At 67.6% G+C, this 22,783-nt stretch carries 21 protein-coding genes; 11 read left to right on the top strand and 10 right to left on the bottom strand.

All coding sequences use genetic code 11. The features are described 5' to 3' along the window. Positions 1 to 16: 16 nt before the first annotated feature. Positions 17 to 925 carry a DMT family transporter gene (locus X946_RS14855; protein WP_038748710.1) on the bottom strand — a complete coding sequence of 303 codons (909 nt, stop codon included), beginning with the start codon at positions 923 to 925 and terminating at the stop codon, positions 17 to 19. 311 nt (positions 926 to 1,236) lie between these two features. On the opposite strand from X946_RS14855, the gene X946_RS14845 reads away from it, so the two are divergent. From X946_RS14845 to mctP, 7 genes are all read left to right on the top strand, one after another. Beyond that, on the top strand, positions 1,237 to 2,688 hold the full coding sequence (locus X946_RS14845; RefSeq protein WP_038748707.1) for an aminotransferase-like domain-containing protein: 1,452 nt from the start codon (positions 1,237 to 1,239) through the stop codon (positions 2,686 to 2,688). Positions 2,689 to 2,820: 132 nt separating this feature from the next. Then, positions 2,821 to 4,719: a molecular chaperone HtpG gene (gene htpG, locus X946_RS14840; protein WP_038748705.1), complete on the top strand. Its 1,899-nt coding sequence runs from the start codon at positions 2,821 to 2,823 to the stop codon at positions 4,717 to 4,719. Then, a complete protein-coding gene (locus tag X946_RS14835; protein ID WP_197419449.1) occupies positions 4,719 to 5,321 on the top strand; it encodes a chorismate--pyruvate lyase family protein in 603 nt (200 codons plus the stop codon). Before htpG ends, X946_RS14835 begins: the two co-directional genes overlap by 1 nt. Continuing rightward, on the top strand, positions 5,321 to 5,797 hold the full coding sequence (locus tag X946_RS14830; RefSeq protein WP_038748743.1) for a DNA-deoxyinosine glycosylase: 477 nt from the start codon (positions 5,321 to 5,323) through the stop codon (positions 5,795 to 5,797). The genes X946_RS14835 and X946_RS14830 overlap by 1 nt, the downstream gene beginning before the upstream one ends. Positions 5,798 to 5,996: 199 nt before the next feature. Next, a complete protein-coding gene (locus X946_RS14825) occupies positions 5,997 to 6,920 on the top strand; it encodes a spermidine synthase (RefSeq protein ID WP_038748703.1) in 924 nt (307 codons plus the stop codon). 273 nt (positions 6,921 to 7,193) lie between these two features. Further along, the gene (locus tag X946_RS14820; protein ID WP_038748701.1) at positions 7,194 to 7,433 is read left to right on the top strand and encodes a DUF3311 domain-containing protein; all 240 of its coding nucleotides are present in this window, start codon (positions 7,194 to 7,196) and stop codon (positions 7,431 to 7,433) included. Continuing rightward, positions 7,430 to 8,980 carry a monocarboxylate uptake permease MctP gene (gene mctP, locus X946_RS14815; RefSeq protein ID WP_038748699.1) on the top strand — a complete coding sequence of 517 codons (1,551 nt, stop codon included), beginning with the start codon at positions 7,430 to 7,432 and terminating at the stop codon, positions 8,978 to 8,980. The genes X946_RS14820 and mctP overlap by 4 nt, the downstream gene beginning before the upstream one ends. 118 nt (positions 8,981 to 9,098) lie before the next feature. Here the strand turns inward: mctP and X946_RS14810 are convergent, their stop codons facing one another. The 5 genes from X946_RS14810 to X946_RS14790 form a co-directional block, all read right to left on the bottom strand. Next, a complete protein-coding gene (locus tag X946_RS14810; protein ID WP_038748697.1) occupies positions 9,099 to 9,533 on the bottom strand; it encodes a VOC family protein in 435 nt (144 codons plus the stop codon). A 338-nt stretch (positions 9,534 to 9,871) separates the two neighbouring features. After that, positions 9,872 to 10,825 (bottom strand): transaldolase, encoded by a 954-nt coding sequence (gene tal, locus X946_RS14805; RefSeq protein ID WP_038748696.1) that lies wholly within the window; start codon positions 10,823 to 10,825, stop codon positions 9,872 to 9,874. Between the two features lie 281 nt (positions 10,826 to 11,106). Then, positions 11,107 to 12,324, bottom strand: a complete 1,218-nt coding sequence (locus X946_RS14800) for a benzoate/H(+) symporter BenE family transporter (protein WP_038748694.1) — start codon at positions 12,322 to 12,324, stop codon at positions 11,107 to 11,109. Positions 12,325 to 12,385: 61 nt separating this feature from the next. Further along, on the bottom strand, positions 12,386 to 13,561 hold the full coding sequence (locus X946_RS14795) for a vWA domain-containing protein (protein ID WP_038748692.1): 1,176 nt from the start codon (positions 13,559 to 13,561) through the stop codon (positions 12,386 to 12,388). 122 nt (positions 13,562 to 13,683) lie between these two features. Further along, on the bottom strand, positions 13,684 to 14,526 hold the full coding sequence (locus X946_RS14790) for an AAA family ATPase (RefSeq protein ID WP_038748690.1): 843 nt from the start codon (positions 14,524 to 14,526) through the stop codon (positions 13,684 to 13,686). A gap of 233 nt (positions 14,527 to 14,759) precedes the next feature. Here X946_RS14790 and X946_RS14785 point away from each other — a divergent pair, with 233 nt between their 5' ends. After that, the gene (locus X946_RS14785) at positions 14,760 to 15,119 is read left to right on the top strand and encodes a c-type cytochrome (protein WP_038748688.1); all 360 of its coding nucleotides are present in this window, start codon (positions 14,760 to 14,762) and stop codon (positions 15,117 to 15,119) included. A 40-nt stretch (positions 15,120 to 15,159) separates the two neighbouring features. Further along, complete coding sequence (locus X946_RS14780) at positions 15,160 to 15,528, top strand: c-type cytochrome (protein WP_038748686.1); 369 nt, start codon at positions 15,160 to 15,162, stop codon at positions 15,526 to 15,528. Between the two features lie 489 nt (positions 15,529 to 16,017). Here the strand turns inward: X946_RS14780 and X946_RS14775 are convergent, their stop codons facing one another. Continuing rightward, positions 16,018 to 16,452 carry a DUF1841 family protein gene (locus tag X946_RS14775; RefSeq protein WP_038748684.1) on the bottom strand — a complete coding sequence of 145 codons (435 nt, stop codon included), beginning with the start codon at positions 16,450 to 16,452 and terminating at the stop codon, positions 16,018 to 16,020. A 395-nt stretch (positions 16,453 to 16,847) separates the two neighbouring features. On the opposite strand from X946_RS14775, the gene X946_RS14770 reads away from it, so the two are divergent. After that, positions 16,848 to 17,780 carry a DMT family transporter gene (locus X946_RS14770; RefSeq protein ID WP_038748682.1) on the top strand — a complete coding sequence of 311 codons (933 nt, stop codon included), beginning with the start codon at positions 16,848 to 16,850 and terminating at the stop codon, positions 17,778 to 17,780. A gap of 783 nt (positions 17,781 to 18,563) precedes the next feature. On the opposite strand, the gene nth is transcribed toward X946_RS14770, so the two are convergent. After that, positions 18,564 to 19,208 (bottom strand): endonuclease III, encoded by a 645-nt coding sequence (nth, locus tag X946_RS14755; RefSeq protein ID WP_038748677.1) that lies wholly within the window; start codon positions 19,206 to 19,208, stop codon positions 18,564 to 18,566. A gap of 4 nt (positions 19,209 to 19,212) precedes the next feature. Continuing rightward, a complete protein-coding gene (gene rsxB, locus X946_RS14750) occupies positions 19,213 to 20,115 on the bottom strand; it encodes an electron transport complex subunit RsxB (RefSeq protein WP_038748675.1) in 903 nt (300 codons plus the stop codon). 257 nt (positions 20,116 to 20,372) lie between these two features. On the opposite strand from rsxB, the gene bspR reads away from it, so the two are divergent. Further along, positions 20,373 to 21,005 (top strand): T3SS transcriptional regulator BspR, encoded by a 633-nt coding sequence (gene bspR, locus X946_RS14745; protein ID WP_038748673.1) that lies wholly within the window; start codon positions 20,373 to 20,375, stop codon positions 21,003 to 21,005. Positions 21,006 to 21,148: 143 nt separating this feature from the next. On the opposite strand, the gene X946_RS14740 is transcribed toward bspR, so the two are convergent. Next, a complete protein-coding gene (locus tag X946_RS14740) occupies positions 21,149 to 22,627 on the bottom strand; it encodes a polyhydroxyalkanoate depolymerase (protein ID WP_038748672.1) in 1,479 nt (492 codons plus the stop codon). Between the last annotated feature and the right edge of the window lie 156 nt (positions 22,628 to 22,783).

Here is a 22,783-nt window from a genome sequence, read left to right as displayed (position 1 = left end):
ATTATCGCTCGTCAAATCAGGCCGCGCGAGCGGGCTGCGGCGCGGTGCTCACGGCGGCGCGGCGGCCGAGCACGACGGTCGCGATCACGGCGGCGGCGAACAGCCAGGTCGACGAGGAAACGGTTTCGCCGAAGCAGAGCGCCGAGAACGCGATCGTGAAGAAGATCTGCAGGAGCTGCACCTGGCCCACGCGCGCGGTGCCGCCCATCGCGAGGCCCGCGTACCAAGCGAAGAAGCCGACGAACTGCGAGAACAGCGTCACATAGCCGAACGCGAGCCACACGCGCGGCGACACCGGGCCCGGGTGCGCCGCGTGGTGCGCCCACGCGAGCCAGCCGACGGGCAGCACGAGCAACGGCGCGGACACGACGAGCGCCCAGCAGATCACCTGCCATCCGCCGATCTCGCGCGCGAGGCGCGCGCCTTCCGCGTAGCCGAGCGCGCCGAGGCCGACCGCGACGAGCATCAGCAGGTCGCCCCGCTGCAGCGCGCCGCCGCCGTCGCGCAGCGCGTACGCGACGACGAGCGCGCTGCCCACGACGGCGCTCGCCCAGAACGCTTTCGACGGCCGCTCGCGCGACAGCCACGCCGCATACAACGCGACGAGAAGCGGCTGCAGACCGTTGACGACCGCGCCGTGCGAGGCGGGCACGGTCTTCATCGCCCATGCGGAAAACACCGGGTACGCGACGATCACGCCCGCCGACACGACGGCGAGGCTCTTGAACTGCGCGCGGCTCGGCACGCGCTCGCGGCGCAGCCACAGCAGCAGCCCGGCCGGCACCGCGGCGGCGAGCGCGCGGCCGAGGCCGTTCAGGAGCGGATGGAGCTCGGTGACGACGATGCGCGTCATCGGCAGCGTCAGGCTGAAGATCATCACGCCGATCAGGCCGAGCAGCATGCCGCGTGTTTCGCGCGAATTCATGAGGGGGCTCCGTGGTCGCGAGTGGTTGTCATGAGCGGTTGTCGTGAGCGGTTGTAGTGAGCGGGAAGCGGGGCGGGCGCACGCGTGAGCGCAGCGTGCCCGCCGGCGTGTCGAATTCGACCGCGAGCGCGGGCGCATCGCCCGTCTCGACGCCGATCAGGTGCGCCGTGCCCGGCCGGAAGTCGGAACCGGTTTTTCGGGCGCGCGTGCGTCACCGCGTCGCATCGCCGTCGAAAAAACTGTAATCGCAGGGGCCAGCACAGTAACGGTACAATCGCCGCGATACTCTTCGGTACAGTTGGAGGCCCGCGATGTCCACCGTCCCGCTCGCGCAGATTCCCGCGCCGCACGATACCGCGACGCTCACGCTCGTCGACCAGCTCGTGCAGTGGGCGCGCCGCCGGATCGACGAGCGCGTGTTCCGGCCCGGCATGCGGATGCCGTCGATCCGCAAGCTCGCGATCGACAAGAGCGTGTCGCGTTTCACGGTCGTCGAAGCCTACGAGCGGCTCGTCGCGCAGGGCTATCTCGATTCGCGGCGCGGCTCCGGCTTCTACGTGCGCGAGCGCGCGCCGGGGCCGCCGCCCGTTGCGGCGGGCGGCGGGCGGGCGCAGCCCGTGCACAACACGATCGACGTCGTCTGGCTGCTGCGCAACATGCTGCATACGGTCAGCCCGGAAAAGGGGCCGGGGCTCGGCTACCTGCCGAGCCGCTGGCTCGACGGCGAGCTGATCACGAGCGCGTTGCGCGCGCTCGGCCGGCAGTCCGGCGCGCAGATGCTCGGCTTCGGCAGCGCGCAGGGCTTCCTGCCGCTGCGCCAGCAGCTGCAGACGCGCCTGGCCGAAATCGAGATCGGCGCGACGCCCGAGCAGCTCGTGCTCGTGTCCGGCATCACGCAGGCGATCGACCTCATCGCGCGCCACTGCGTGCGGCCGGGGGACGCGGTGATCGTCGGCGATCCGGCCTGGTTCCAGATGTTCGGCCGCTTCGCGTCGCAGGGCGCGCAGCTCGTCGGGATGCCGTACACGCCGGACGGCCCCGATCTCGACGCGCTCGAGAATCTCGTGCAGATGTGGCGCCCGAAGATGCTCGTGATCAACTCGGTGCTGCACAACCCGACGGGCACGTCGCTGTCGGCCGCGCAGGCGTTCCGGATACTGAAGCTCGCAGAGGCGTACGATTTTCTCGTCGTCGAGGACGACGTCTACGGCGATCTGTGCCCGCCGAGCTATCCGGCGACGCGCATGGCGAGCCTCGATCAGCTAAAGCGCGTGATCTTCCTCGGCAGCTATTCGAAGACGCTCGCGGCGAACCTGCGGGTCGGCTACATTGCATGCGCGCCGGAGCTCGCGAAGGCGCTGACCGACCAGAAGATGCTCGTCGGGATGACGACGCCCGAGCTCAACGAGCGCGTGCTGTACAAGGTGCTGACGGAAGGGCACTACCGGCGCCACGTCGAGCGGCTGCGCGCGCGGCTCGACGGCGTGCGCGACAAGACCGCGCGGATGCTCGAGCGCAGCGGGATGCGGCTCTTCGCGATGCCGGCGGCGGGGATGTTCCTGTGGGCCGACACGAGCGTCGATTCGGACGCGCTCGCCGCGGCCGCGCACGAGGAGGGCTTCCTGCTCACGCCTGGGAGCCTGTTCTCGCCGCAGCAGTCGCCGTCGACGTGGACGCGCTTTAACGTCGCGAACTGCGGCGATCCGGCGTTGCCCGCGTTCCTCGGCCGCTATCTCGACGGCGTGAACCGCCGCGCCTCTTGAAATTCCGTCGAGCGCCCCAACTTGGGGCGCGGTCGAGCGTCGCGAAAGTGTGATGACGCCGCGCGCCGGCTCCTTTGGGGTCGTGAATCGAAAACGTCTGTCGTAATTGACGCAATCAATGGGTAAATCAAGATGACTCAGCAAACCATGAGCTTTCAGGCAGAGGTCAAGCAGCTCCTCCACCTGATGATTCATTCGCTTTACAGCAACAAGGAAATCTTCCTGCGCGAACTCGTGTCGAACGCGTCCGACGCCGCTGACAAGCTCCGTTTCGAGGCTCTGGAAAACAACGCGCTCTACGAGAGCGATCCGAACCTGCGCATCCGCCTGTCGTTCGACAAGGCCGCGCGCACGATCACGATCGACGACAACGGGATCGGCATGAGCCGCGACGAGGCCATCGCGAACCTCGGCACGATCGCGCGCTCGGGCACGAAGGAATTCTTCTCGAAGCTCTCCGGCGACCAGCAGAAGGACGCGGCGCTCATCGGCCAGTTCGGCGTCGGCTTCTACTCGGGCTTCATCGTCGCGGACCGGATCACCGTCGAGACGCGCCGCGCGGGCCTGGCCGCGTCCGAGGGCGTGCGTTGGGAAAGCGCGGGCGAAGGCGACTTCTCGGTCGATGCGATCGAGCGCGCCGCGCGCGGCACGACCATCACGCTGCACCTGCGCGACGGCGAGGACGAACTGCTCTCGTCGTACCGCCTGAAATCGATCGTCCAGAAGTATTCGGACCACGTCGCGCTGCCGATCCTGATGAAGAAGGAAGAGTGGGATCAGGAAAAGGGCGAGATGGTCGAGAAGGACGAGGACGAGACCGTCAACCAGGCGAGCGCGCTGTGGACGCGTGCGAAGAGCGACGTCACCGAGGAGCAGTACAAGCAGTTCTACCAGCACGTCGCGCACGACCACCAAGATCCGCTCGCGTGGACGCACAACCGCGTCGAGGGCCGCAGCGAGTACACGCAACTGCTCTTCGTGCCGTCGCACGCGCCGTTCGACCTGTGGAACCGCGACTATCGCGGCGGCCTCAAGCTGTACGTGAAGCGCGTGTTCATCATGGACGACGCGGAGCAACTGCTGCCGCAGTACCTGCGCTTCGTGAAGGGCGTCGTCGACTCGTCGGATCTGCCGCTCAACGTGTCGCGCGAGATCCTGCAGGAAAGCCGCGACGTGAAGGCGATCCGCGAAGGCGTGACCAAGCGCGCCCTGTCGATGCTCGAAGAGCTCGCGAACGCCGAAGACGACGCCGGCCGCGAGAAGTACAAGACGTTCTGGAGCGCGTTCGGCCAGGTGCTGAAGGAAGGCGTCGGCGAGGATCACGCGAATCGCGAGCGCGTCGCGAAGCTGCTGCGCTTCGCGTCGACGCACGGCGACACCGACGAGCAGAACGTGCCGCTCGCCGATTACGTCGCGCGGATGAAGCCCGAGCAGACGAAGATCTACTACGTGACGGCCGACACGTGGCAGGCCGCGAAGAACAGCCCGCATCTCGAAGTGTTCCGCAAGAAGGGCGTCGAAGTGCTGCTGCTCACCGATCGCGTCGACGAATGGATGCTGTCGTTCCTGCACGAGTTCGACGGCAAGGGGCTCGCGAGCGTCGCGCGCGGCGACCTCGATCTCGGCGCGCTGAACGACGACGAGAAGAAGGCGCAGGAGCAGACGGGCGAGGCGATGAAGCCCGTCGTCGACAAGATGAAGGAAACGCTCGGCGACAAGGTGAAGGACGTGCGCGTGACGTTCCGGCTCACCGATTCGCCGTCGTGCCTCGTCGCCGACGACAACGACATGAGCGGCTACCTGCAGCGGATGCTGAAGGCGGCGGGCCAGAACGCGCCGTCGTTCCAGCCGATCCTCGAGATCAATCCGGAGCATCCGCTCGTCAAGGCGCTGAAGGCCGACGGCGCGGACTTCGGCGACTGGTGCCATCTGCTGTTCGAGCAGGCGCTGCTCGCCGAAGGGGGCGCGCTCGAGGACCCGGCAAGCTTCGTGAAGCGGACCAACGCGCTGTTGCTGTCGCGCGCGGCGTGATGGCGCGGATGCGTTTCGACGCGGCCGACGCGCATTGGCGCGAGACGCCGCGCCCCGGCGCGTCGAGCGCGCAGAAGGACTGGCTCACGCGCGGCGGCTCGCTGACCGCGCACCTCGCGCGGCTCGGCCGCGTGACGGTGCGCGTGACGCGCGAGACCGTCGCGACACCGTGGGCCGATGAGCACGCGGCGCTCGCATGCGCGCCGCGCACGCCGGTGTGGGTGCGCGAAGTCGTGCTCGCGGTCGACGGCACGCCGTTCGTCGCCGCGCACAGCATCGCGCCGCTCGCCGCGAGCAAGGGCGTGTGGCAGGCGATGCGGCGGCTGCGCACGCGGCCGCTCGCGGAGCTGCTGTACAGCGATCCCGAAGTGACGCGCTCGGCGCTCGTGAGCCGGCGCGTGATCGCCGGCCATTCGCTGTTCGCGCTCGCGTCGCGCGCGCTCGAGCGCGCGCAAATCGCGCCGCACGCATTCGCCGCGCGCCGCTCGGTGTTCGAGCGGCACGGCGAGCCGCTGATGGTGACCGAATGCATGCTGCCCGCGTTGTGGCGGCATCTCGATGCGCCCGGCGCGCGCCGCGCGCGCGGCGGCGAGGCCGCGTGATGTTGCGCGGCTTTCCTCCCGTCGTGGCGCCCGGCACGCACACGCTGATTCTCGGCAGCTTTCCCGGCGAGGCGTCGCTCGTGGCCGCGCAGTATTACGCGCATCCGCGCAATCAGTTCTGGCGGCTGCTCGGGGCGGCGCTCGGCGAGCCTGCGTTGCATGAATTGCCGTACGACGCGCGTCTCGCGCGCGTGCTCGCGCACGGCTTCGGCATCTGGGACGTGCTCGCCGCGTGCCACCGCGAAGGCAGCCTCGATTCGGCGATCCGCCATGCGAAGCCCAATGATTTCGATTCGCTGCGGGAAGTCGCGCCGTCGCTGAAGAAGGTGTGCTTCAACGGCAAGACGGCGGGGCGGTTCGAAGCGATCATTCGCGCGGCGGGGTTCGATACGCTCGTGTTGCCATCGTCGAGCCCGGCCAATGCAACGCTGTCGTTCGACCAGAAGCTGATCATTTGGAAGGGCATCGTCGCCTGACGCGCTGCGCGCGACGCGATCGCCGACGCCGGCCGTCGCGCGTTTCCCGTTCGTTTCGTTTTGCTTCGTCATCCTTCGCGTCGAGTGCCGCGGAATGCGGGGCGAACCGATGCGGCGAGCAACCGTTTCACGTGTGCTCAATGCCGCGAGTGCTATCCTCTCGTTCGCCCGAAGACCCACATCAGTACGAGATTCATCCATGACCCGATTGATCAAGCGCGCGTCCGCCGAGGCGCGCGCGTTCCAGCGCGGCAAGCCGTCTCCGTTCAACGGCTCCGACAAGCTCAAGCCGTCCCGCGCGAAGCGCAGCCGCGCCGCGTTCGACGACGAAGTCGACGGCGTTGCCGTGCTCGACGCGCCTCGCAAGCCGCGCTTCGCGCCCGTCACGTTCTCCGAAGAGCGCGGCGTGCGCTATCTGCATTTCGGCACCGAGTGGGTGCAGGGCGCGATGCGCCTGTCGAAGCCGCATCACATCGAGCTCGAGTACGCGCAGCAGATGATGGCGTGGCTGCTCTTTCTCGAGACGCCGAAGCGCATCGTCCAGCTCGGCCTCGGCACCGGCGCGCTGACGAAGTTCGCGCATCGCTTCCTGCCGCGCGCGCACGTCGAGGCGGTCGAGCTGAATCCGGCCGTGATCGTCGCCGCGCGATCGATGTTCGAGCTGCCGCCCGACGACGCGCGTCTGACCGTCCACGAAGCGGATGCGTGGGATTTCGTCAATGATCCGAAGAATCGCGGCACGATCGGCGCGCTGCAGATCGACCTGTACGACGCGACCGCGCGCGGCCCGGTGCTCGACAGCGTCGCGTTCTATCGCGCGGTGCGCAGCTGCCTGGCCGACGCGGGCGTCGCGACGATCAACCTGTTCGGCGATCATCCGAGCTTCGTGCGCAACATGAAGCACCTGAACGCCGCGTTCGACCAGCGCGTGATCGCGCTGCCCGAAGTGCACGACGGCAATCGGATCGCGCTCGCGTTCTCGGGCCCGGCGCTGTCGGTGCCGTTCGCGCAGCTGACCGAGCGCGCGAAGCTGATCGAGGCCGAGCTGCGCCTGCCCGCGCGCTCATGGGTGAAAGGATTGAAAGCGTCGCTCGGCGAGCGCGCCGACGTGTTCACGATCTGACGCCGAAGCGGCCGCGCAGGCCGAAGGCCGCGTATGCCGCGTATGCCGCGTATGCCGCAGAGGCCGCGCAGGCCGCGCAGGCCGCCCGCGCCGCCGCCGCAAGGGCGGGCGGCGGCGGGGCCGGCTCCGGGTTCGCCCTCGTATGACAGGGTATTTCCGACTTTTATACTGACTGACGCCAGGGGAGGCGCAGCTTACCCGTCGTGTCGTTCCTCTCGCACCGCCGTACCCGTTCAGAACATATCAATAACCGGGATGTGAAGAGGAGACGTCATGGCTCACGATGCCGACGCCAACCGGGCCGCGAAACGCTGGCTCTGGCTGCTGGTCCTGCCGCTCGTCGCGATGGTCTGGGTGCCGTCGTACAACAAGATCGAACCGCAATGGCTCGGTTTCCCGTTTTTCTACTGGTACCAACTGATGTGGGTGTTCATTAGCGCCGTGATCACCGCGTTCGTCTACTTCAAGACGAAGAACTGCTGGAAGGGCGTTCCGCGGGGAGACGGCAAATGAACCTGACCGCGACCTTCGTCTTCGTGCTGTTCTTCGTCGGCGTGACGATCATGGGCTTTCTCGCCGCGAACTGGCGGCGCGGCAATCTCGCGCATCTCGACGAATGGGGCCTCGGCGGCCGGCGCTTCGGCACGATCGTCACGTGGTTCCTGCTGGGCGGCGATCTCTACACCGCGTACACGTTCGTCGCCGTGCCGGCGCTCGTGTTCGGCGCGGGCGCGATGGGCTTCTTCGCGCTGCCGTACACGATCCTCATCTATCCGTTCGCGTTCGTCGTGTTTCCGAAGCTCTGGAGCATCGCGAAGCGCCACGGCTACGTGACGGCCGCCGATTTCGTCAGCGCCCGCTACGGCAGCCGCTCGCTCGCGCTCGCCGTCGCCGTGACGGGCATCGTCGCGACGATGCCGTACATCGCGTTGCAGCTCGTCGGCATCGAAGTGGTGATCGGCGGGCTCGGCTTCGACACGAAGGGCTTCGTCGGCGACCTGCCGCTCATCATCGCGTTCGCGATTCTCGCCGCGTACACGTACACGTCGGGCCTGCGCGCGCCCGCGATGATCGCGATCGTCAAGGACATCCTGATCTACATCACGATCGCCGCGGCCGTGATCGTGATTCCGGCGAAGCTCGGCGGCTTCGGGCACATCTTCGGCGCGGTGCCCCCCGCGAAGCTGCTGCTGAAGGTGCCCGACGCGTCGAGCATGAACGGCTTCAGCGCATACACGACGCTCGCGATCGGCTCGGCGCTCGCGCTCTTTCTGTATCCGCATTCGGTGACGGCGATCCTGTCGTCGTCGTCGGGCAACACGATTCGCCGCAACATGGCGATGCTGCCCGCGTATTCGTTCGTGCTCGGCCTGCTCGCGCTGCTCGGCTACATGGCGCTCGCGTCGGGCGTGAAGGACATGCCGCAATACGCGCCGTACTTCAAGGCGTTCGGCCCGAACTTCGCGGTGCCCGCCTTGTTCCTGCACTTCTTCCCGTCGTGGTTCGTCGGCGTCGCGTTCGCCGCGATCGGCATCGGCGCGCTCGTGCCGGCGGCGATCATGTCGATCGCGGCCGCGAACCTGTACACGCGCAACATCCATCGCGAGTTCGTCAACCGCAACATGACGCACGACCAGGAGACGAACGTCGCGAAGCTCGTGTCGCTGATCGTGAAGGTCGGCGCGGTCGCGTTCATCCTCGGGCTGCCGCTCACGTACGCGATCCAGCTGCAGCTGCTCGGCGGGATCTGGATCATCCAGACGCTGCCCGCGATCGTGCTCGGCCTCTACACGCGCATGCTCGACTATCGCGGGCTCCTGCTCGGCTGGGCGGCGGGGCTCGTCTGCGGCACGTGGATGGCGATCTCGCTGAAGCTCGCCGGCTCGATCTTCACGATTCATTTGTTCGGCTATGCGATTCCGGGCTACGCGGCCGTCTGGGCGCTGGCCGTGAATCTCGTCGTGTCGATCGTCGTCAGCGCGCTCGTGCGCGTGCTCGGGATGGCGCATGCGGAAGACCGCACGCGGCCGGAGGATTATCTCGACGTCGTCGAGAGCTGAAGCGCGCGTCCGCTCCGGCGGGAAACGCAAGCAAAGACGCCCGCGGCGCGCATCGCGCCGCGGGCGTCGTCCGTCGATCGGTTGCGGGAAGCTTCGGCTTCCGAAGCGTTCGCCGCCTTCACTTCTTCATGTTCGGATCTTCGACGTTGATCATCCAGTGCACGCCGAACTTGTCGCGCAGCATGCCGAAGCCGAGCGCCCAGAACGTCTTCTCGAACGGCATCGTCACCGCGCCGCCGCCGCCGAGCAGCGCGTCGAAGATCTTCTTGCCTTCGTCGACGCTCGGAGGATTGAGCGACAGCGAATAGCCGTCGTGCACCTGCTGCGTGCCCGACTTGCAATCGCCGTCCGAGCACATCAGCACCGAGTCGCCGATCTGGAAATTCGCGTGCATCACCTTGTCGGCCATCTCGGGCGGCGTCGGCCGCTCGGGATTCGGCGGCGCGTCCTTGAAGCGCGCGATGAAATTCACTTTCGCGCCGAGCGCGTCGCCGTAGAACTTCAGCGCCTCGTCGCAGCGGCCGCCGAAAAACAGATACGGTTGTACTTGCATCGTCGTCTCCTTGAACTTGGGCTGGGAGGGGCGCAGTCGCACCCGTGCGAACGATTGTAGTGCGTCTGGATGACAGCGACGGGAAGAATGAAAAGGGCCGCAACGCGCGAGAGGGGAAAGCGCTCGGGAGAAGGGCCGCGATCGAACAGGACCTCAAAAGAACCGTGCCGGTGGCGGACGGCCGGGCGTGCGCCACCGGCGCGATGCAAGAGCGCCGCATCGCATCGCGACGCAGCGCTTCGTCGATTCATGCAATGGCAAGCAAAGAAACGGATGCCGGCCCCGAGCCGCGCGGCGGCGGACGTCGACGCCGCGCCGCGATTCGGGGCCCGCGCGCGTCAGCGCAGCGCGTCGATCATCCGCTCCAGCTTCACCGCATCCGCCGAGAACAGGCGGATGCCTTCGGCGAGCTTCTCGGTCGCCATCGCGTCGTCGTTCAGCTGGAAGCGGAACGACGATTCGTCGATCGCGACGCGCTCGAGCTGCGCGTCCTTCGCCGCGTCCGGAGACAGCTTGCGCGCGACCGTTTCGGCGCTGTCCTGCAGCTTCTGCAGCAGATCGGGGCTGATCGTCAGCAGATCGCAGCCGGCGAGCTCGGTGATCTGGCTCGTCGTGCGGAAGCTCGCGCCCATCACTTCGGTCGTGTAGCCGAAGTGCTTGTAGTACGTGTAGATGCGGCGCACCGACACGACGCCCGGATCGTTCGCGCCGCCGTCCTTCGCCTCGTCCCACTCGGCGCCTTTGTGCTTCTTGTACCAGTCGTAGATCCGGCCGACGAACGGCGAGATCAGTTGCGCGCCCGCCTCCGCGCACGCGGCCGCCTGCACGAGCGAGAACAGCAGCGTCATGTTGCAGCGGATGCCTTCGCGCTGCAGCACTTGCGCCGCACGAATGCCTTCCCACGTCGACGCGAGCTTGATCAGCACGCGTTCGCGGCCGATGCCCGCCGCTTCGTAGAGCTTGATGAGCTCGCGGCCCTTGTCGATCGAGCGCTGCGTGTCGAACGACAGGCGCGCGTCGACTTCGGTCGACACGCGGCCCGGGATCAGCTTCAGGATCTCGGTGCCGAACGCGATCAGCAGGCGATCGATGATGAAGCCGACGGATTCGCCCGCATGGTCGCGGACCGTTTTTTCGAGAATCGGCCGATAGGCGTCCTTCTGGACGGCCTTCAGGATCAGCGACGGATTCGTCGTCGCGTCCTGGGGCTGGTATTGCGCGAGTTGCTGGAAGTCGCCCGTGTCGGCGACGACGGTCGTGTATTGCTTGAGCTGGTCGAGTGCGGTAGTCATGACGAGTCGAAAGCGAGGCGCGGCGCGCCGGTTCGGTGAGGACGACCGCGCGGCGGGGCGCGGGGCGATGCGTGGCGGCGCGGCTTGCGCGGCCGCCGGGCCCTCCATTTTAGGCCCGAATCGGGAACCGGTGCCGAACGCTCGTGCGCGGACGGTTGCGCGGCGCGCGCCGACCGCGCATCGAGCGCGCATGCCGGCGATGCATCGGGATGCCGATCGCGCCGCCGCCCGCGTGCGAGCCGGGCGGACCGAACGCGGCGCGCACGCGAGCCCGGCGAACGTCAGGCGGTGCGACGCGCGTTGAGAATCGCCTGCGTGAGCACGCCCGCGACGAGCCCACAGAACGCCGAGCCGATCGACAGCAGCGTGAGGCCGGAGGCCGTGACCATGAACGTGACGAGCGCCGCCTCGCGCTGTCGCGCGTCCTGCATCGCGTTGGTGAGGCCGCTCATGATCGAGCCGAACAGCGCGAGCGCGGCGACCGATACGACGAGCGCCTTCGGCAGCGCGCCGAAGAGCGCGGCGATCGTCGCGCCGAACACGCCCGCGACGAGGTAGAACACGCCGCACCAGACGGCCGCCGTGTAGCGCTTCGTGCGATCGTCGTGCGCTTCCGGGCCGGTGCAGATCGCGGCCGTGATCGCCGCGAGGTTGATACCGTGCGAGCCGAACGGCGCGAGCACGAGCGACGCGATGCCCGTCGTCGCGATGAGCGGCGACGACGGCGTCTCGTAGCCGTCCGCGCGCAGCACCGCGATGCCCGGCACGTTCTGCGACGCCATCGCGACGACGAAGAGCGGAATGCCGATGCTCACGATCGCCGACAGCGAGAACGACGGCATCGTGAACACCGGCCGCGCGAGCGCAACGTGGAAGCGGCTGAAGTCGAGCAGGCCGAGCGCGCCGGCGGCCGCGGTGCCGGCCGCGAGCGTCGCGACGATCGCGTAGCGCGGCGCCGCGCGCTTGACGATCAGGTACGTGAAGAACATCGCGAGCACGAGCGCGGTCTGGAACTGCGCGGCGCGGAAGATCTCGATGCCGATCTCGAACAGGATGCCGGCGAGCAGCGCGGCGGCGATGCCGGACGGAATCCTGCGCATCAGCGTGTCGAACAGGCCGCTCGCGCCGACCGCCGCGAGCAGCAGCGCGCACACGACGAACGCGCCGATCGCGTCCGAGTACGCGACGCCCGGCAGCGATGCGACGAGGAGCGCCGCGCCGGGCGTCGACCACGCGACGACGATCGGCGCGCGATACCGCAGCGACAGCCCGATCGTCGTCACGGCCATGCCGATCGACAGCGCCCAGATCCACGACGAGATCTGCGCATCGCTCAGATGCGCGGCGCGGCCCGCCTGGAACATCAGCACGAGCGAGCTCGTGTAGCCCGTCATCATCGCGACGAAGCCCGCGACGAGCGCGGACGGCGACGTGTCCGCGAGAAGATTGAGCCGCGCGAGCGCGGGCGACAGATTGGAGGCGGGCGGCTGACTGCTCATCGGTGAAACGTCGGGTCTGATGCGTTGGGGGAGGTGAAAGGCGCGGTGCGCGGCGCGTGCGTCACTTGCTCAGCGCGCGCATCGCGGATTCGAGGCCCGCGAGCGTGAGCGGATACATCCGGTCGCCGAGCACGTCGCGGATGATCGAGATCGACTGCCGGTATTCCCACAGCCGCTCGGGCTCGGGGTTCAGCCACGCGAAGCGCGGGAACTGGTCGGCGAGACGGCGCAGCCACACGGCGCCCGCCTCGGGATTGTTGTATTCGACCGAGCCGCCCGGCTGCAGCACCTCGTAAGGGCTCATCGTCGCGTCGCCGACGAAGATCAGCTTGTAGTCGGGCGTGAACTTGTGCAGCACGTCCCACGTCGGCGTGCGCTCCGCGTGGCGGCGGCGGTTGTTCTTCCACAGATGGTCGTACACGCAGTTGTGGAAGTAGTAGAACTCGAGGTGCTTGAATTCGGCCTTCGCGGCGGAGAAGAGCTCCTCGGTGCGTTTGATGTGGTCGTCCATCGAGCCGCCGACGTCGAGCAGCATCAGCACCTTCACGTTGTTGTGGCGCTCGGGCACCATCCTGATATCGAGCCAGCCGGCGTTCGCGGCGGTGCTGCGGATGGTGTCGGGCAGGTCGAGCTCCTCGGCCGCGCCTTCGCGCGCGAAGCGCCGCAGCCGCCGCAGCGCGACCTTGATGTTGCGCGTGCCGATCTCGACCGAGTCGTCGTAGTCGCGATACGCGCGGGCTTCCCACACCTTGACCGCGGTGCGGTTGCCGCTCGACGGCCCGCCGATCCGGACGCCTTCCGGGTTGTAGCCGCCGTGCCCGAACGGCGACGTGCCGCCCGTGCCGATCCATTTGTTGCCGCCCTCGTGGCGCTCCTTCTGCTCGTCGAGCAATGCCTTGAGGCGCTCCATCAGCTTGTCGAGGCCGCCGAGCGACTGGATCTGCGCCTTCTCCTCGGGCGTGAGCTCGCGCTCGAGGCGCTTTTCGAGCCAGTCGAGCGGGATGTCGAACGCGTCCGACGGCAGCGCCGACACGCCGTGGAAGTACGCGCCGAACGCCTTGTCGAACTTGTCGAAGTACTGCTCGTCTTTCACGAGCGTCATGCGCGCGAGATAGTAGAACGCGTCGAGCGACGGCTCGATCGTCTGCGCCTTGAGCGCCTCCAGCAGCGTCAGGTATTCCTTGACGGACACCGGCAGCTTCGCGGCGCGCAGCGAGTAGAAGAAATCGATCAGCATGGGCGGGCCCTCGCGCAATCGCGGCGAGCCGGGCGGCAAACGCGCGTCGCGCGCTCGTTCGCGCTCGTGGCGGCTGAAATCCGGCGGCTCATCTCGCGTGTCTCCTCGCAGCTCCCGCGTGCCTAGCGGTTATGGCGGTTCATGTAGACGAGCCGCTCGAACAGGCTCACGTCCTGCTCGTTCTTGAGCAGCGCGCCCGCGAGCGGCGGCACGATCTGCTTCTGGTCCTTCGAGCGCAGCGCGTCGGGCGGGATGTCCTCGGCGAGCAGCAGCTTCAGCCAGTCGAGCAGCTCGGACGTCGACGGCTTCTTCTTCAGCCCCGACACGCCGCGCAACTCGAAGAAGCTCTCGAGCGCCGCGCGCAGCAGGTCCTGCTTGATGCCGGGGTAGTGGACCGCGACGATCTTCTGCATCGTCGACGGATCGGGGAACTGGATGTAGTGGAAGAAGCAGCGGCGCAGGAACGCGTCGGGCAGCTCCTTTTCGTTGTTCGACGTGATGATGACGAGCGGGCGGTGCTTCGCGCGCACGGTCTCGCGCGTCTCGTACACGTGGAACTCCATCCGGTCGAGCTCGCGCAGCAGGTCGTTCGGGAATTCGATGTCGGCCTTGTCGATCTCGTCGATGAGGAGCACGCTCGGGCGCTCGGCGTCGAACGCCTGCCAAAGTACGCCCTTGACAATGTAGTTCGCGATGTCCTTCACGCGCTCGTCGCCGAGCTGCGAGTCGCGCAGGCGCGATACCGCGTCGTACTCGTAGAGGCCCTGCTGCGCCTTCGTCGTCGACTTGACGTGCCACTGCAAGAGCGGCATGCCGAGCGCCGCGGCGACTTCCTCGGCGAGCATGGTCTTGCCCGTGCCCGGCTCGCCCTTGATGAGGAGCGGGCGCTGCAGCGTGAGGGCGGCGTTGACGGCAAGCTTCAGATCGTCTGTCGCGACGTAGTGCGAGGAACCTTCGAAACGCATGGCGGCGAGCTTCCGGCGAAAAAATCCCAGTATAAGGCAGAAGCGCCGACGGCTTCGCGCGCGCGGTGTATCGTGCGGGGCGCACTCGGCGGGGCCGCATGGTGGACGCATTCCCCGGCGACGCGGTACAATCTGGCCGTTTTTTTGGCCTGCGTGGCGGCCTCACAAGTAAAACGGCGCCGGCCGTTGCCTTTGCGGGCGCCAGTTTCCCCTCAAGCTAGGTTACAAGAGCTATGAATAAATTCGGCAAACATGTCGTTGTCGCAGCGGCGCTCGCGGCGCTCGCCGCCGGCGCGCAGGCGGCCGGTGTGGTCGGCAACCCGAAGGACGGGGCGAGCAAGGCCGCGATGTGCATCGGCTGTCACGGCATCGACGGCTACCGCGTCGCTTACCCGGAAGTCTACAGGGTTCCGCTCCTCGGCGGCCAGAACCAGGTTTATCTCGAGAACGCGCTGAAGGCCTACCGGAAGAAGGATCGCCATTTCCCGTCGATGAACGCGATCGCCGAATCGCTGACGGATCAGGACGTCGCCGATCTCGCGGCCTACTACGCCGCGCAAAAGCCCGATTCGAAGAACAATCCCTACAAGTAAGCTCGCGCTTGCTGATCTCAGCACCGGGATAGGAGCATCCATGAAGAAGCCTCAGACGGCACTCAAGACGGCGGCGGCGCTCGCGCTCGCGGCCGGCTTCGCGATCGGCACCGCGCATGCGGCGGACATCGCGAAGGGCAAGGAACTCGTCGAGTCGCACAACTGCGCGGCCTGCCACGGCGCGAAGCTCGACAATCCGATCAACGCGGAATATCCGCGCCTCGCGGCCCAGCACGCCGACTATCTGGTCTGGGCGATGCGCGAGTATCAGATGGGCCTGACGAACCCGCTCCTCGGCCGCAACAACGCGATCATGCAGGCGCAGGTGCAGAGCCTGTCGGTTGCCGACATGAAGGACATCGCCGCGTATCTCGAGTCGCTGCAAGGCAGCCTCGTGTTCAAGAAGTAAGGACGGATACGTCCGGCGTCGCGTGCGTCCGCTTGCGCGGCGCGCGCCCGAAAAAATGCCCCGCTTCGCGCGGGGCATTTTTTTGTTCGGCGCGCAGCGCGCGGATAGCGGTGTGCGATGCGGTCGCGAGCGCGGCGGTGCGGGCGATCGCGCAAGCGCGGGGTGAGCGCGGCGCTCGCCGGTGTGCGAGCGTTTCCGGAGCGCGACGCGCGGGCGGCGTGTGCTCGCCCGAGGATGCGCACGGCGCAGCGTGCGGCGGACTCGTTTTTTTGCCCGATTGCGATTGCGGCGCAATCCGTGCGCGCCGATGTTCGCGCGCCGGGCGAAGCCGTGCCGTGTCGTCGCTTCGGCCGTCGCAGCGGCTTTCGAGGGCGGATGGCAGGAGCGGGCGGTGCGAAGCCGCGAAACGGCGCGGCGAAAGCGGATGGCGAAACCGGACGAAGATACCGGAGGAGGCAGCGAAGCGCGACGTGGCGAAGCGCCGCCGCGTCAGCCGCGCGAAGCGCGTTGCAGGATGCGCTGCAGATAGGCGTCGGAGTCGGGCGGCGTGTTCGTCCGTTGCGCTTCCCAGATCGTTTCGCCGAGACATTCCATGATCGCATGCTGCGCGTCGTGCGCCGAATCGCAGCGGGCGGCGAGTTTCTCGTGCGCGGCCCGGATGCCGGGCGGTTGATCGATCGACAATTGCTCGCTGATCGCGAGATGCATCGACAGATGCAGGAACGGATTCGTGCGCCCTTCGTCGGGCGTGTAGTCGTGCGCGGCCGAACGTTCGGCGTCCTCGAGTTCCGCGTGGTATTCGGGATGCTCGACGATCCAGTCGGCCGCCATCGCTTCGAGCGGCGTGAGGATTTCGCCCTTGCGCTGCTTGCGCCAGGCGTCGATGAAGAAGCGACGCACGTCGTCGCGGCTCGGATTGAACATGATCGTAAAGCGGGGTGCGTGTAGCGGGCCGTCGCGGCCGCGCGAATGCGCATTTTACGCCGCTTGCGGCCGCGCTGCCGAAAGTGCGTCGATACGGTGCGCGGGCGACGGGCAGCGCGCATGCGACGGGGCGGACCGCCCGCGCGCGAGGTTCGCGTGCGGATGGTCGCGGCGCACGGGAAATCGTCCGGCAGCGGCTTGCCGGCGCAGATGCACGGCGATGATTTTCCGTTTCGTCGTGTCCGGCTGGCGAGCGGGCGGTGCGCCCGTGACGCGGGGCATGGAACCCGCCGCGCCGCGTGTTGCGCGGGTGGCGGCGGATTCGGCATAAACACCGCTTATGCGGGCGTTTGAAGCTCGTTAGAATCGAGCGCTTTCACTACTCGTTTCCCGCCATGGCCGCTGCCGCCGGAGCACCTTCCGCCGCCTTGCGCGGTGCGCTGTACGTCGCGTTGTCCGCCGCCGCGTTCGGCGCGATGGCGATCTTCGGCCGCTACGCGTATGCGGGCGGCGCCGACGTGCTCGGCTTGCTGATCGTCCGCTTCTCGATCGCGGGCGCGCTGCTCGCCGTCATCGCGCGACGGCGGCGCGTGAGCTGGCCGCGCGGCCGCGCGCTTTGCGCGATCGTCGGCATGGGCGCGCTGGGCTACGTCGGCCAGTCGCTGTGCTACTTCAGCGCGCTGCAACATGCGCAGGCGAGCCTCGTCGCGTTGCTGCTCTATTTGTATCCGGCGTTCGTCACGTTGCTCGCCGCGTGGTGGCTCGGCGAGCGGCTTACGCGCGCGAAGGCGGTCGCGCTCGCGCTGTGCGTCGCCGGCTCGGCGCTGATGGTGGGCGGCGGCCGCGGCGAGCCGCTCGGCATCGCGCTCGCGCTCGGCGCGGCGGTCATCTATTCGCTGTACATCGTCGTCGGCGCGAAGGCGACGCGCGGCGTCGATCCGCTCGCGACCGTCGCGGTCATCTGCTGCGCCGCTGCCGCGACGCTCGTCGGGCTCGCGCTTGCGCGCACGGCCGCGTTCGACTCGCCGCCGCATTGGCCGCGCGCGGCGTCCGGCTGGGCGGCGCTCGTCGCGATCGCGCTCGTGTCGACGGTCGCCGCGATGCTCGCGTTCTTCGCCGGCCTCGAGCGGCTCGGCGCCGCTCGAACGTCGATGCTGTCGACGCTCGAGCCTGTCGTGACGGTCGCGCTTGCCGCGTCTCTGTTCGGCGAGACGCTGACGCCGCTGCAATGGGCGGGCGGCGTCGCGATCCTTGCGGCGGTGCTGTGGCTCGTGCGTGCCGGCAATCCGGCCGACGAAGCGCCGCCGTCGACGATCGCGAGCGCGTGACGCGCGCGGGGTGGCGCGTGGGGCGTCTTGTCGATCGAGCGGGGCGGAGGGCGAGCGTGGGGAGGGAGTTGACGTCGCTCGCGGAAGGCACTTTTGCGACGGAGACTCCGCCGGGCGTATCGGGCGTATCGGGCGTATCGGGCGTATCGGGCGTATCGGGCGTATCGGGTACATCGAGTACATCGAGTACATCGGGCACGTCAGGTGCATCGGGTGTATCGAGCACGTCGGGCACGTCGAACATGTCGAGCGTGCCTAGCGACGAGCATGCGGAGTACGCCGGACACATGAACTACGCCGAGCACATCGAGCGAGCCAAGCACGGGGAGCGCGCGGAGCAAGCCGCGTACTCAATTTCGGCGAGCGCGCCCAGCACGCCCCATATGGAGAGCATGCCGAGCAGATCGAGCGGCTATACGCGGCGCTCGGAATTGAGGCGTGCAGGCGGCGGTGTGATTCGCGTACAGAACGGCTGAGCGGACGGTGCGAATGTCGATGCCGCGCGCCGCGGTCTCCTCAACGGCTTCGATTGCGTCGATGCAGCCTGCGGTGAACGGGACGCACGGGGCGCGGAGCCTCGCCACGCGGTCTCATCGCGACTGTTCGAAGCGAGCGAGATTGACGATGTCTCCATCGGCCGAAGGCGCGTTCGAGTCTCGCATCGCCGGATCGGACAAGGCATTTCGACGCACGCGCCTTCGCATCGAACGCCTGCGCGCAGGCGCGAAGCAAGCGCGGAGCAATTCGAGCGGACCGCGCCGCGTCGCATGCGGCGCGCGTTCGTCACTGCACGGGCGCCGGCGTCTTCGGCTTGTACTCGCACAGCGGCTCGATCGCGCAATGCCAGCATTCGGGCCGGCGCGCCTTGCACACGTAGCGTCCGTGCAGGATCAGCCAGTGATGCGCGTCGTGCACGAATTCCTTCGGCGTGAACTTCTCGAGCGCGGCTTCGACCGCGCGCACGTCCTTGCCGGGCGCGAGCCCCGTGCGGTTCGCGACGCGGAAGATGTGCGTGTCGACGGCGATCGTCGGCTGGCCGAACGCGGTGTTCAGCACGACGTTCGCGGTCTTGCGGCCGACGCCCGGCAGGCTCTCGAGCGCCTCGCGCTCGGCCGGGACTTCGCCGCCGAAGCGCTCGAGCAGGATCTTGCACGCCGCGACGACGTTCTTCGCCTTCGTCCGATAGAGGCCGATCGTCTTGATGTAGTCGGCCACGCCGTCCTCGCCGAGCGCCACGATCTTTTTCGGCGTGTTCGCGACCGGGAACATCTTGCGCATCGCCTTGTTGACCGACACGTCGGTCGCCTGCGCCGACAGCATCACCGCGATCAGCAGTTCGAACGGCGTCGTGTATTCGAGCTCGGTCGTCGGATGAGGATTGAGGCTTTGCAGCGTTTCGAAGATCGCGCGTCGTTTGTTGGCGTTCATGCGGTTATGGCTTCGTTTTCGAGGTCGGCGACGCGTCGCCCGCGGCGCTCGATTCGCCGCCGCCGGGCTGGTCGGTCGTGTCTCGCCGTTCGGCGAGGCGCCGGCGCCTCGCTTCGGCCGCGTCGATCTGCGCCTGCACGGCGGCGCTCACGCCTTCGGTGTTCTTCGGTCCCGCGCCTTGGGCGGCGAGCTCTTCCTTCTTCTTGCGGGCGCGTTCGAGCGCCGCCGCAATGATCGCACGCTTCTTCGCTTCCGGATCGTGGTCGGCGGACGTGGCGGTAGCGGACGTGCCGGTAACGGATGCACCGGCAGCGGACGCATCGGCAGCCGGCGCGGCCACGGAGGCGCTCGCCGCTGCCGCCGCGCGACGCGCCGCCGCACGCGCTTCGGCGGCTTCGCGCTCGCGCTTCTGGCGCGCGAGGCGCGCGTCGTGGCGCGCGCGCGCGGCGTCCGCCTGCTGCTGCGACCACGCGTCCCAGCCGGTCTTCTCGCCCGTGACGGGTATCATCGCGATGCAATCGACGGGGCACGGAGGCACGCACAGGTCGCAGCCGGTGCAGAGCTCGGCGACGATCGTGTGCATTTGTTTCGGTGCCCCGACGATCGCGTCGACGGGACACGCCTGCATGCACAGCGTGCAGCCGATGCACAGCTGCTCGTCGATGAACGCGACGGGGCGCGGGCGCTCGACGCCGTGCTCCGGATTGAGCGCGATCACGGGCTTGCCGAGCAGCTTCGCGAGCCGCGCGACGCCTTCGACGCCGCCCGGCGGGCATTGATCGTAGCCGGCCGCGCCGGCCGCGATCGCCTCCGCGTACGGGCGGCAGCCGTCGTAGCCGCACTTCGTGCATTGCGTTTGAGGAAGCAGATCTTCGATGCGATCCGCGAGGGTCTTGGAATCGGTCACAGTGACTACGTGGGGAGGCACGCGGGCGCGGCGCGGCGGCCGGGCGTTCGAACGCGGCCAGGATCTCTCTCGAAACGACAATTATCGCCGATTTTTCGCATTGCGCTTAACAACGCATGTGCCATAATCAAAACGCTTTTTCGCGTGACTATAGCAGGGTGTCCCTTAACGATGGCGCGCCCGTTCACGCCGCCGGCGATCGACGCAGGGCCGGCGGCGCGAGCCGGACTACGCGGCTCACATAGCAAAACGCCACTATGAATCAGCCAAAAATCAAAAGAGACCCAGAGGGAACCCGGCGCCGGATCCTGCTCGCGGCGGCCGAAGAGTTCGCGACAGGGGGGCTGTTCGGTGCGCGAGTCGACCAGATCGCGCGCCGCGCCGAAACCAACGAGCGCATGCTCTATTACTACTTCGGCAGCAAGGAACAGTTGTTTACCGCGGTGCTCGAATACGCATTCTCCGCGCTGATGGAAGCCGAGCGGACGATCGATCTGGAAGGCATCGCGCCCGTCGAGGCGATCACGCGGCTCGCCCATTTCGTGTGGGATTACTACCGTGACCATCCCGATTTGCTGCGCCTGCTCAACAACGAGAACCTGCACGAGGCGCGCTATCTGCAGAAATCGACGCACATTCGCGAAATGATCTCGCCGATCGTCAAGACGCTCGACGGCGTGCTCGAACGCGGCCAGAGGGCCGGGCTCTTCCGCACGGACATCGATCCGCTGCGGTTCTACGTGACGCTGTCGGGGCTCGGCTACTACATGGTGTCGAACCGCTTCACGCTCGCGGCGATCTTCGGCCGTGATTTCAGCACGCAGGGCGAGCGTACCGAGATGATCAAGATGAACACCGAGCTGCTGCTCGCGTTTTTGCTGAGGCGCTGAGCCGGGCGGCGCCCGGCCGGTTCCGATCGTTTGCGGCGCGGATGCGGCCGTAGATTCGTCAAATTCAAAAAAAACGCGCGCCGCTCGCGCCCGAAGGCGGGAGGCGGCGCGCGATTCGGCGGGAGCGCGCGGCGGCGCCCGCTTCAGGCGGCCTTGCGCGAGCGCGGCGCGCGCGTCGAAGGGGCCTTCGCCGCGGTGCGCTTGGCGGCGGCCGGCTTCGCCGCGCGGGCTTTCGCCGCCGGGCGCTTCGCGGTCGTCAGACGCAGCGCGGCCGCTTTCGCGGGCGCGGCGCTCGCCGTTTCACTGCCCGATTTCGATTCGCCCGGCTTGGACCGCGAAGCGGGCGCGGGCCCGGCCTGCGGCGTCGGCTTTTTCGGCTGCGACGCGTGCTCGCGGATGAAGTCGCGCAACTGCGGGTAGATGATCGTGCGCCAGCGGCGGCCGGAGAAGATGCCGTAGTGGCCGCACTTCTCGGCGGTGAGGCTGCGGCGTTGCACCTGCGGGATGCCTGTGCACAGCTCGTGCGCGACATGCGTCTGGCCGCTGCCCGAGATGTCGTCGAGCTCGCCTTCGATCGTCATCAGCGCGGTCGAATGAATGTCGGCCGGCTGCACGCGTTCGCCGCGGATGTCCCACGTGCCTTCGGCGAGACGGAACTCCTGAAACACGATGCGGATCGTGTCCAGGTAGTATTCGGCCGCCATGTCGAGCACCGCGTTGTATTCGTCATAGAAGCGGCGGTGCGCCTCGGCGTCTTCCTCGTCGCCGCGCAGCAGGCTTTGGTAGAAGTCCCAGTGCGATTGCGCGTGGCGCTCCGGATTCATCGCGACGAAGCCCGTGTGCTGCAGGAAGCCCGGATACACTTTGCGGCCTTCGCCCGGATAATTCGCGGGCACCGTGTGGATCACGTTGTTCTCGAACCACGAATGCGAGCGGTTCGTCGCGAGCGAATTCACCGACGTCGGGCTCTTGCGCGCGTCGATCGGGCCGCCCATCATCGTCATCGTGAGCGGCGTGTCCTCGCCGCGGCTCGCCATCAGCGAAATCGCCGCGAGCACGGGCACGGTCGGCTGGCACACCGAGATCACGTGCAGGTTGCGCGCGCCGATATGCCGGATGAATTCCTGGATGTAGTCGACGTAGTCGTCGAGATGGAACGGGCCGACTTCGACGGGCACCATCCGGGCGTCGATCCAGTCGGTGATGTAGACCTTGTGATCCTGCAGCAGCGTGCGGACCGTGTCGCGAAGGAGCGTCGAGTGGTGGCCGGACAGCGGCGCGCACACGAGCACGACGGGTTCGTCCTTCAGTTGCCCGACGGCGCCCGAATCGTCCGCGTAGCGCTTGAAGCGCAGCAGGCGGCAGAACGGCTTCTCGACGATCGTCTGCTCGACGATCGGAATGTTGTGCCCGTCCTTGACGATCTGATGAATCGCGAACTCCGGCTTTTCATAATCCTTGCCGAGCCGATACAGCAATTCGTAGCCCGCCGCGAGGCGCGTCGCGCCCGGCACGAGCGAAAGCGGGCTCGACGGATTCGCGAACGATTTGGATGCGGCTTGAGCCCAGGCGGTCAGCGGGCTCAACATCGCCCGCTGGAATTCGTGAAATTGGTAAAGCATGCGAGCTCCCGATGGGAGAACGGTGCGCGAACGCGGCGCGGGGCGTCGCGGCGTGCCGTGTCAGTCAGCAATCGGACCGATTCGCTCGTCGGATCGAATCAGTCGCGACTGATCATATCGGACATTCAGGGGTGTCGCAACGCAGCATACCCGCAT

It is taken from the genome of Burkholderia sp. ABCPW 111, assembly GCF_000773065.1.
Taxonomy (GTDB): domain Bacteria; phylum Pseudomonadota; class Gammaproteobacteria; order Burkholderiales; family Burkholderiaceae; genus Burkholderia; species Burkholderia savannae.
The sequence above is the reverse complement of the archived record's forward strand: the minus strand, read 5'-3'. Positions and strand labels throughout refer to the sequence as shown.

Excerpts from the sequence above, each read along its gene's own strand:
- X946_RS14855 (WP_038748710.1), bottom strand. The coding sequence starts at position 925 with ATGAATTCGCGCGAAACACGCGGCATGCTGCTCGGCCTGATCGGCGTG.
- X946_RS14845 (WP_038748707.1), top strand. The coding sequence starts at position 1,237 with ATGTCCACCGTCCCGCTCGCGCAGATTCCCGCGCCGCACGATACCGCG.
- htpG (WP_038748705.1), top strand. The coding sequence starts at position 2,821 with ATGACTCAGCAAACCATGAGCTTTCAGGCAGAGGTCAAGCAGCTCCTC.
- X946_RS14835 (WP_197419449.1), top strand. The coding sequence starts at position 4,719 with ATGGCGCGGATGCGTTTCGACGCGGCCGACGCGCATTGGCGCGAGACG.
- X946_RS14830 (WP_038748743.1), top strand. The coding sequence starts at position 5,321 with ATGTTGCGCGGCTTTCCTCCCGTCGTGGCGCCCGGCACGCACACGCTG.
- X946_RS14825 (WP_038748703.1), top strand. The coding sequence starts at position 5,997 with ATGACCCGATTGATCAAGCGCGCGTCCGCCGAGGCGCGCGCGTTCCAG.
- X946_RS14820 (WP_038748701.1), top strand. The coding sequence starts at position 7,194 with ATGGCTCACGATGCCGACGCCAACCGGGCCGCGAAACGCTGGCTCTGG.
- mctP (WP_038748699.1), top strand. The coding sequence starts at position 7,430 with ATGAACCTGACCGCGACCTTCGTCTTCGTGCTGTTCTTCGTCGGCGTG.
- X946_RS14810 (WP_038748697.1), bottom strand. The coding sequence starts at position 9,533 with ATGCAAGTACAACCGTATCTGTTTTTCGGCGGCCGCTGCGACGAGGCG.
- tal (WP_038748696.1), bottom strand. The coding sequence starts at position 10,825 with ATGACTACCGCACTCGACCAGCTCAAGCAATACACGACCGTCGTCGCC.
- X946_RS14800 (WP_038748694.1), bottom strand. The coding sequence starts at position 12,324 with ATGAGCAGTCAGCCGCCCGCCTCCAATCTGTCGCCCGCGCTCGCGCGG.
- X946_RS14795 (WP_038748692.1), bottom strand. The coding sequence starts at position 13,561 with ATGCTGATCGATTTCTTCTACTCGCTGCGCGCCGCGAAGCTGCCGGTG.
- X946_RS14790 (WP_038748690.1), bottom strand. The coding sequence starts at position 14,526 with ATGCGTTTCGAAGGTTCCTCGCACTACGTCGCGACAGACGATCTGAAG.
- X946_RS14785 (WP_038748688.1), top strand. The coding sequence starts at position 14,760 with ATGAATAAATTCGGCAAACATGTCGTTGTCGCAGCGGCGCTCGCGGCG.
- X946_RS14780 (WP_038748686.1), top strand. The coding sequence starts at position 15,160 with ATGAAGAAGCCTCAGACGGCACTCAAGACGGCGGCGGCGCTCGCGCTC.
- X946_RS14775 (WP_038748684.1), bottom strand. The coding sequence starts at position 16,452 with ATGTTCAATCCGAGCCGCGACGACGTGCGTCGCTTCTTCATCGACGCC.
- X946_RS14770 (WP_038748682.1), top strand. The coding sequence starts at position 16,848 with ATGGCCGCTGCCGCCGGAGCACCTTCCGCCGCCTTGCGCGGTGCGCTG.
- nth (WP_038748677.1), bottom strand. The coding sequence starts at position 19,208 with ATGAACGCCAACAAACGACGCGCGATCTTCGAAACGCTGCAAAGCCTC.
- bspR (WP_038748673.1), top strand. The coding sequence starts at position 20,373 with ATGAATCAGCCAAAAATCAAAAGAGACCCAGAGGGAACCCGGCGCCGG.
- X946_RS14740 (WP_038748672.1), bottom strand. The coding sequence starts at position 22,627 with ATGCTTTACCAATTTCACGAATTCCAGCGGGCGATGTTGAGCCCGCTG.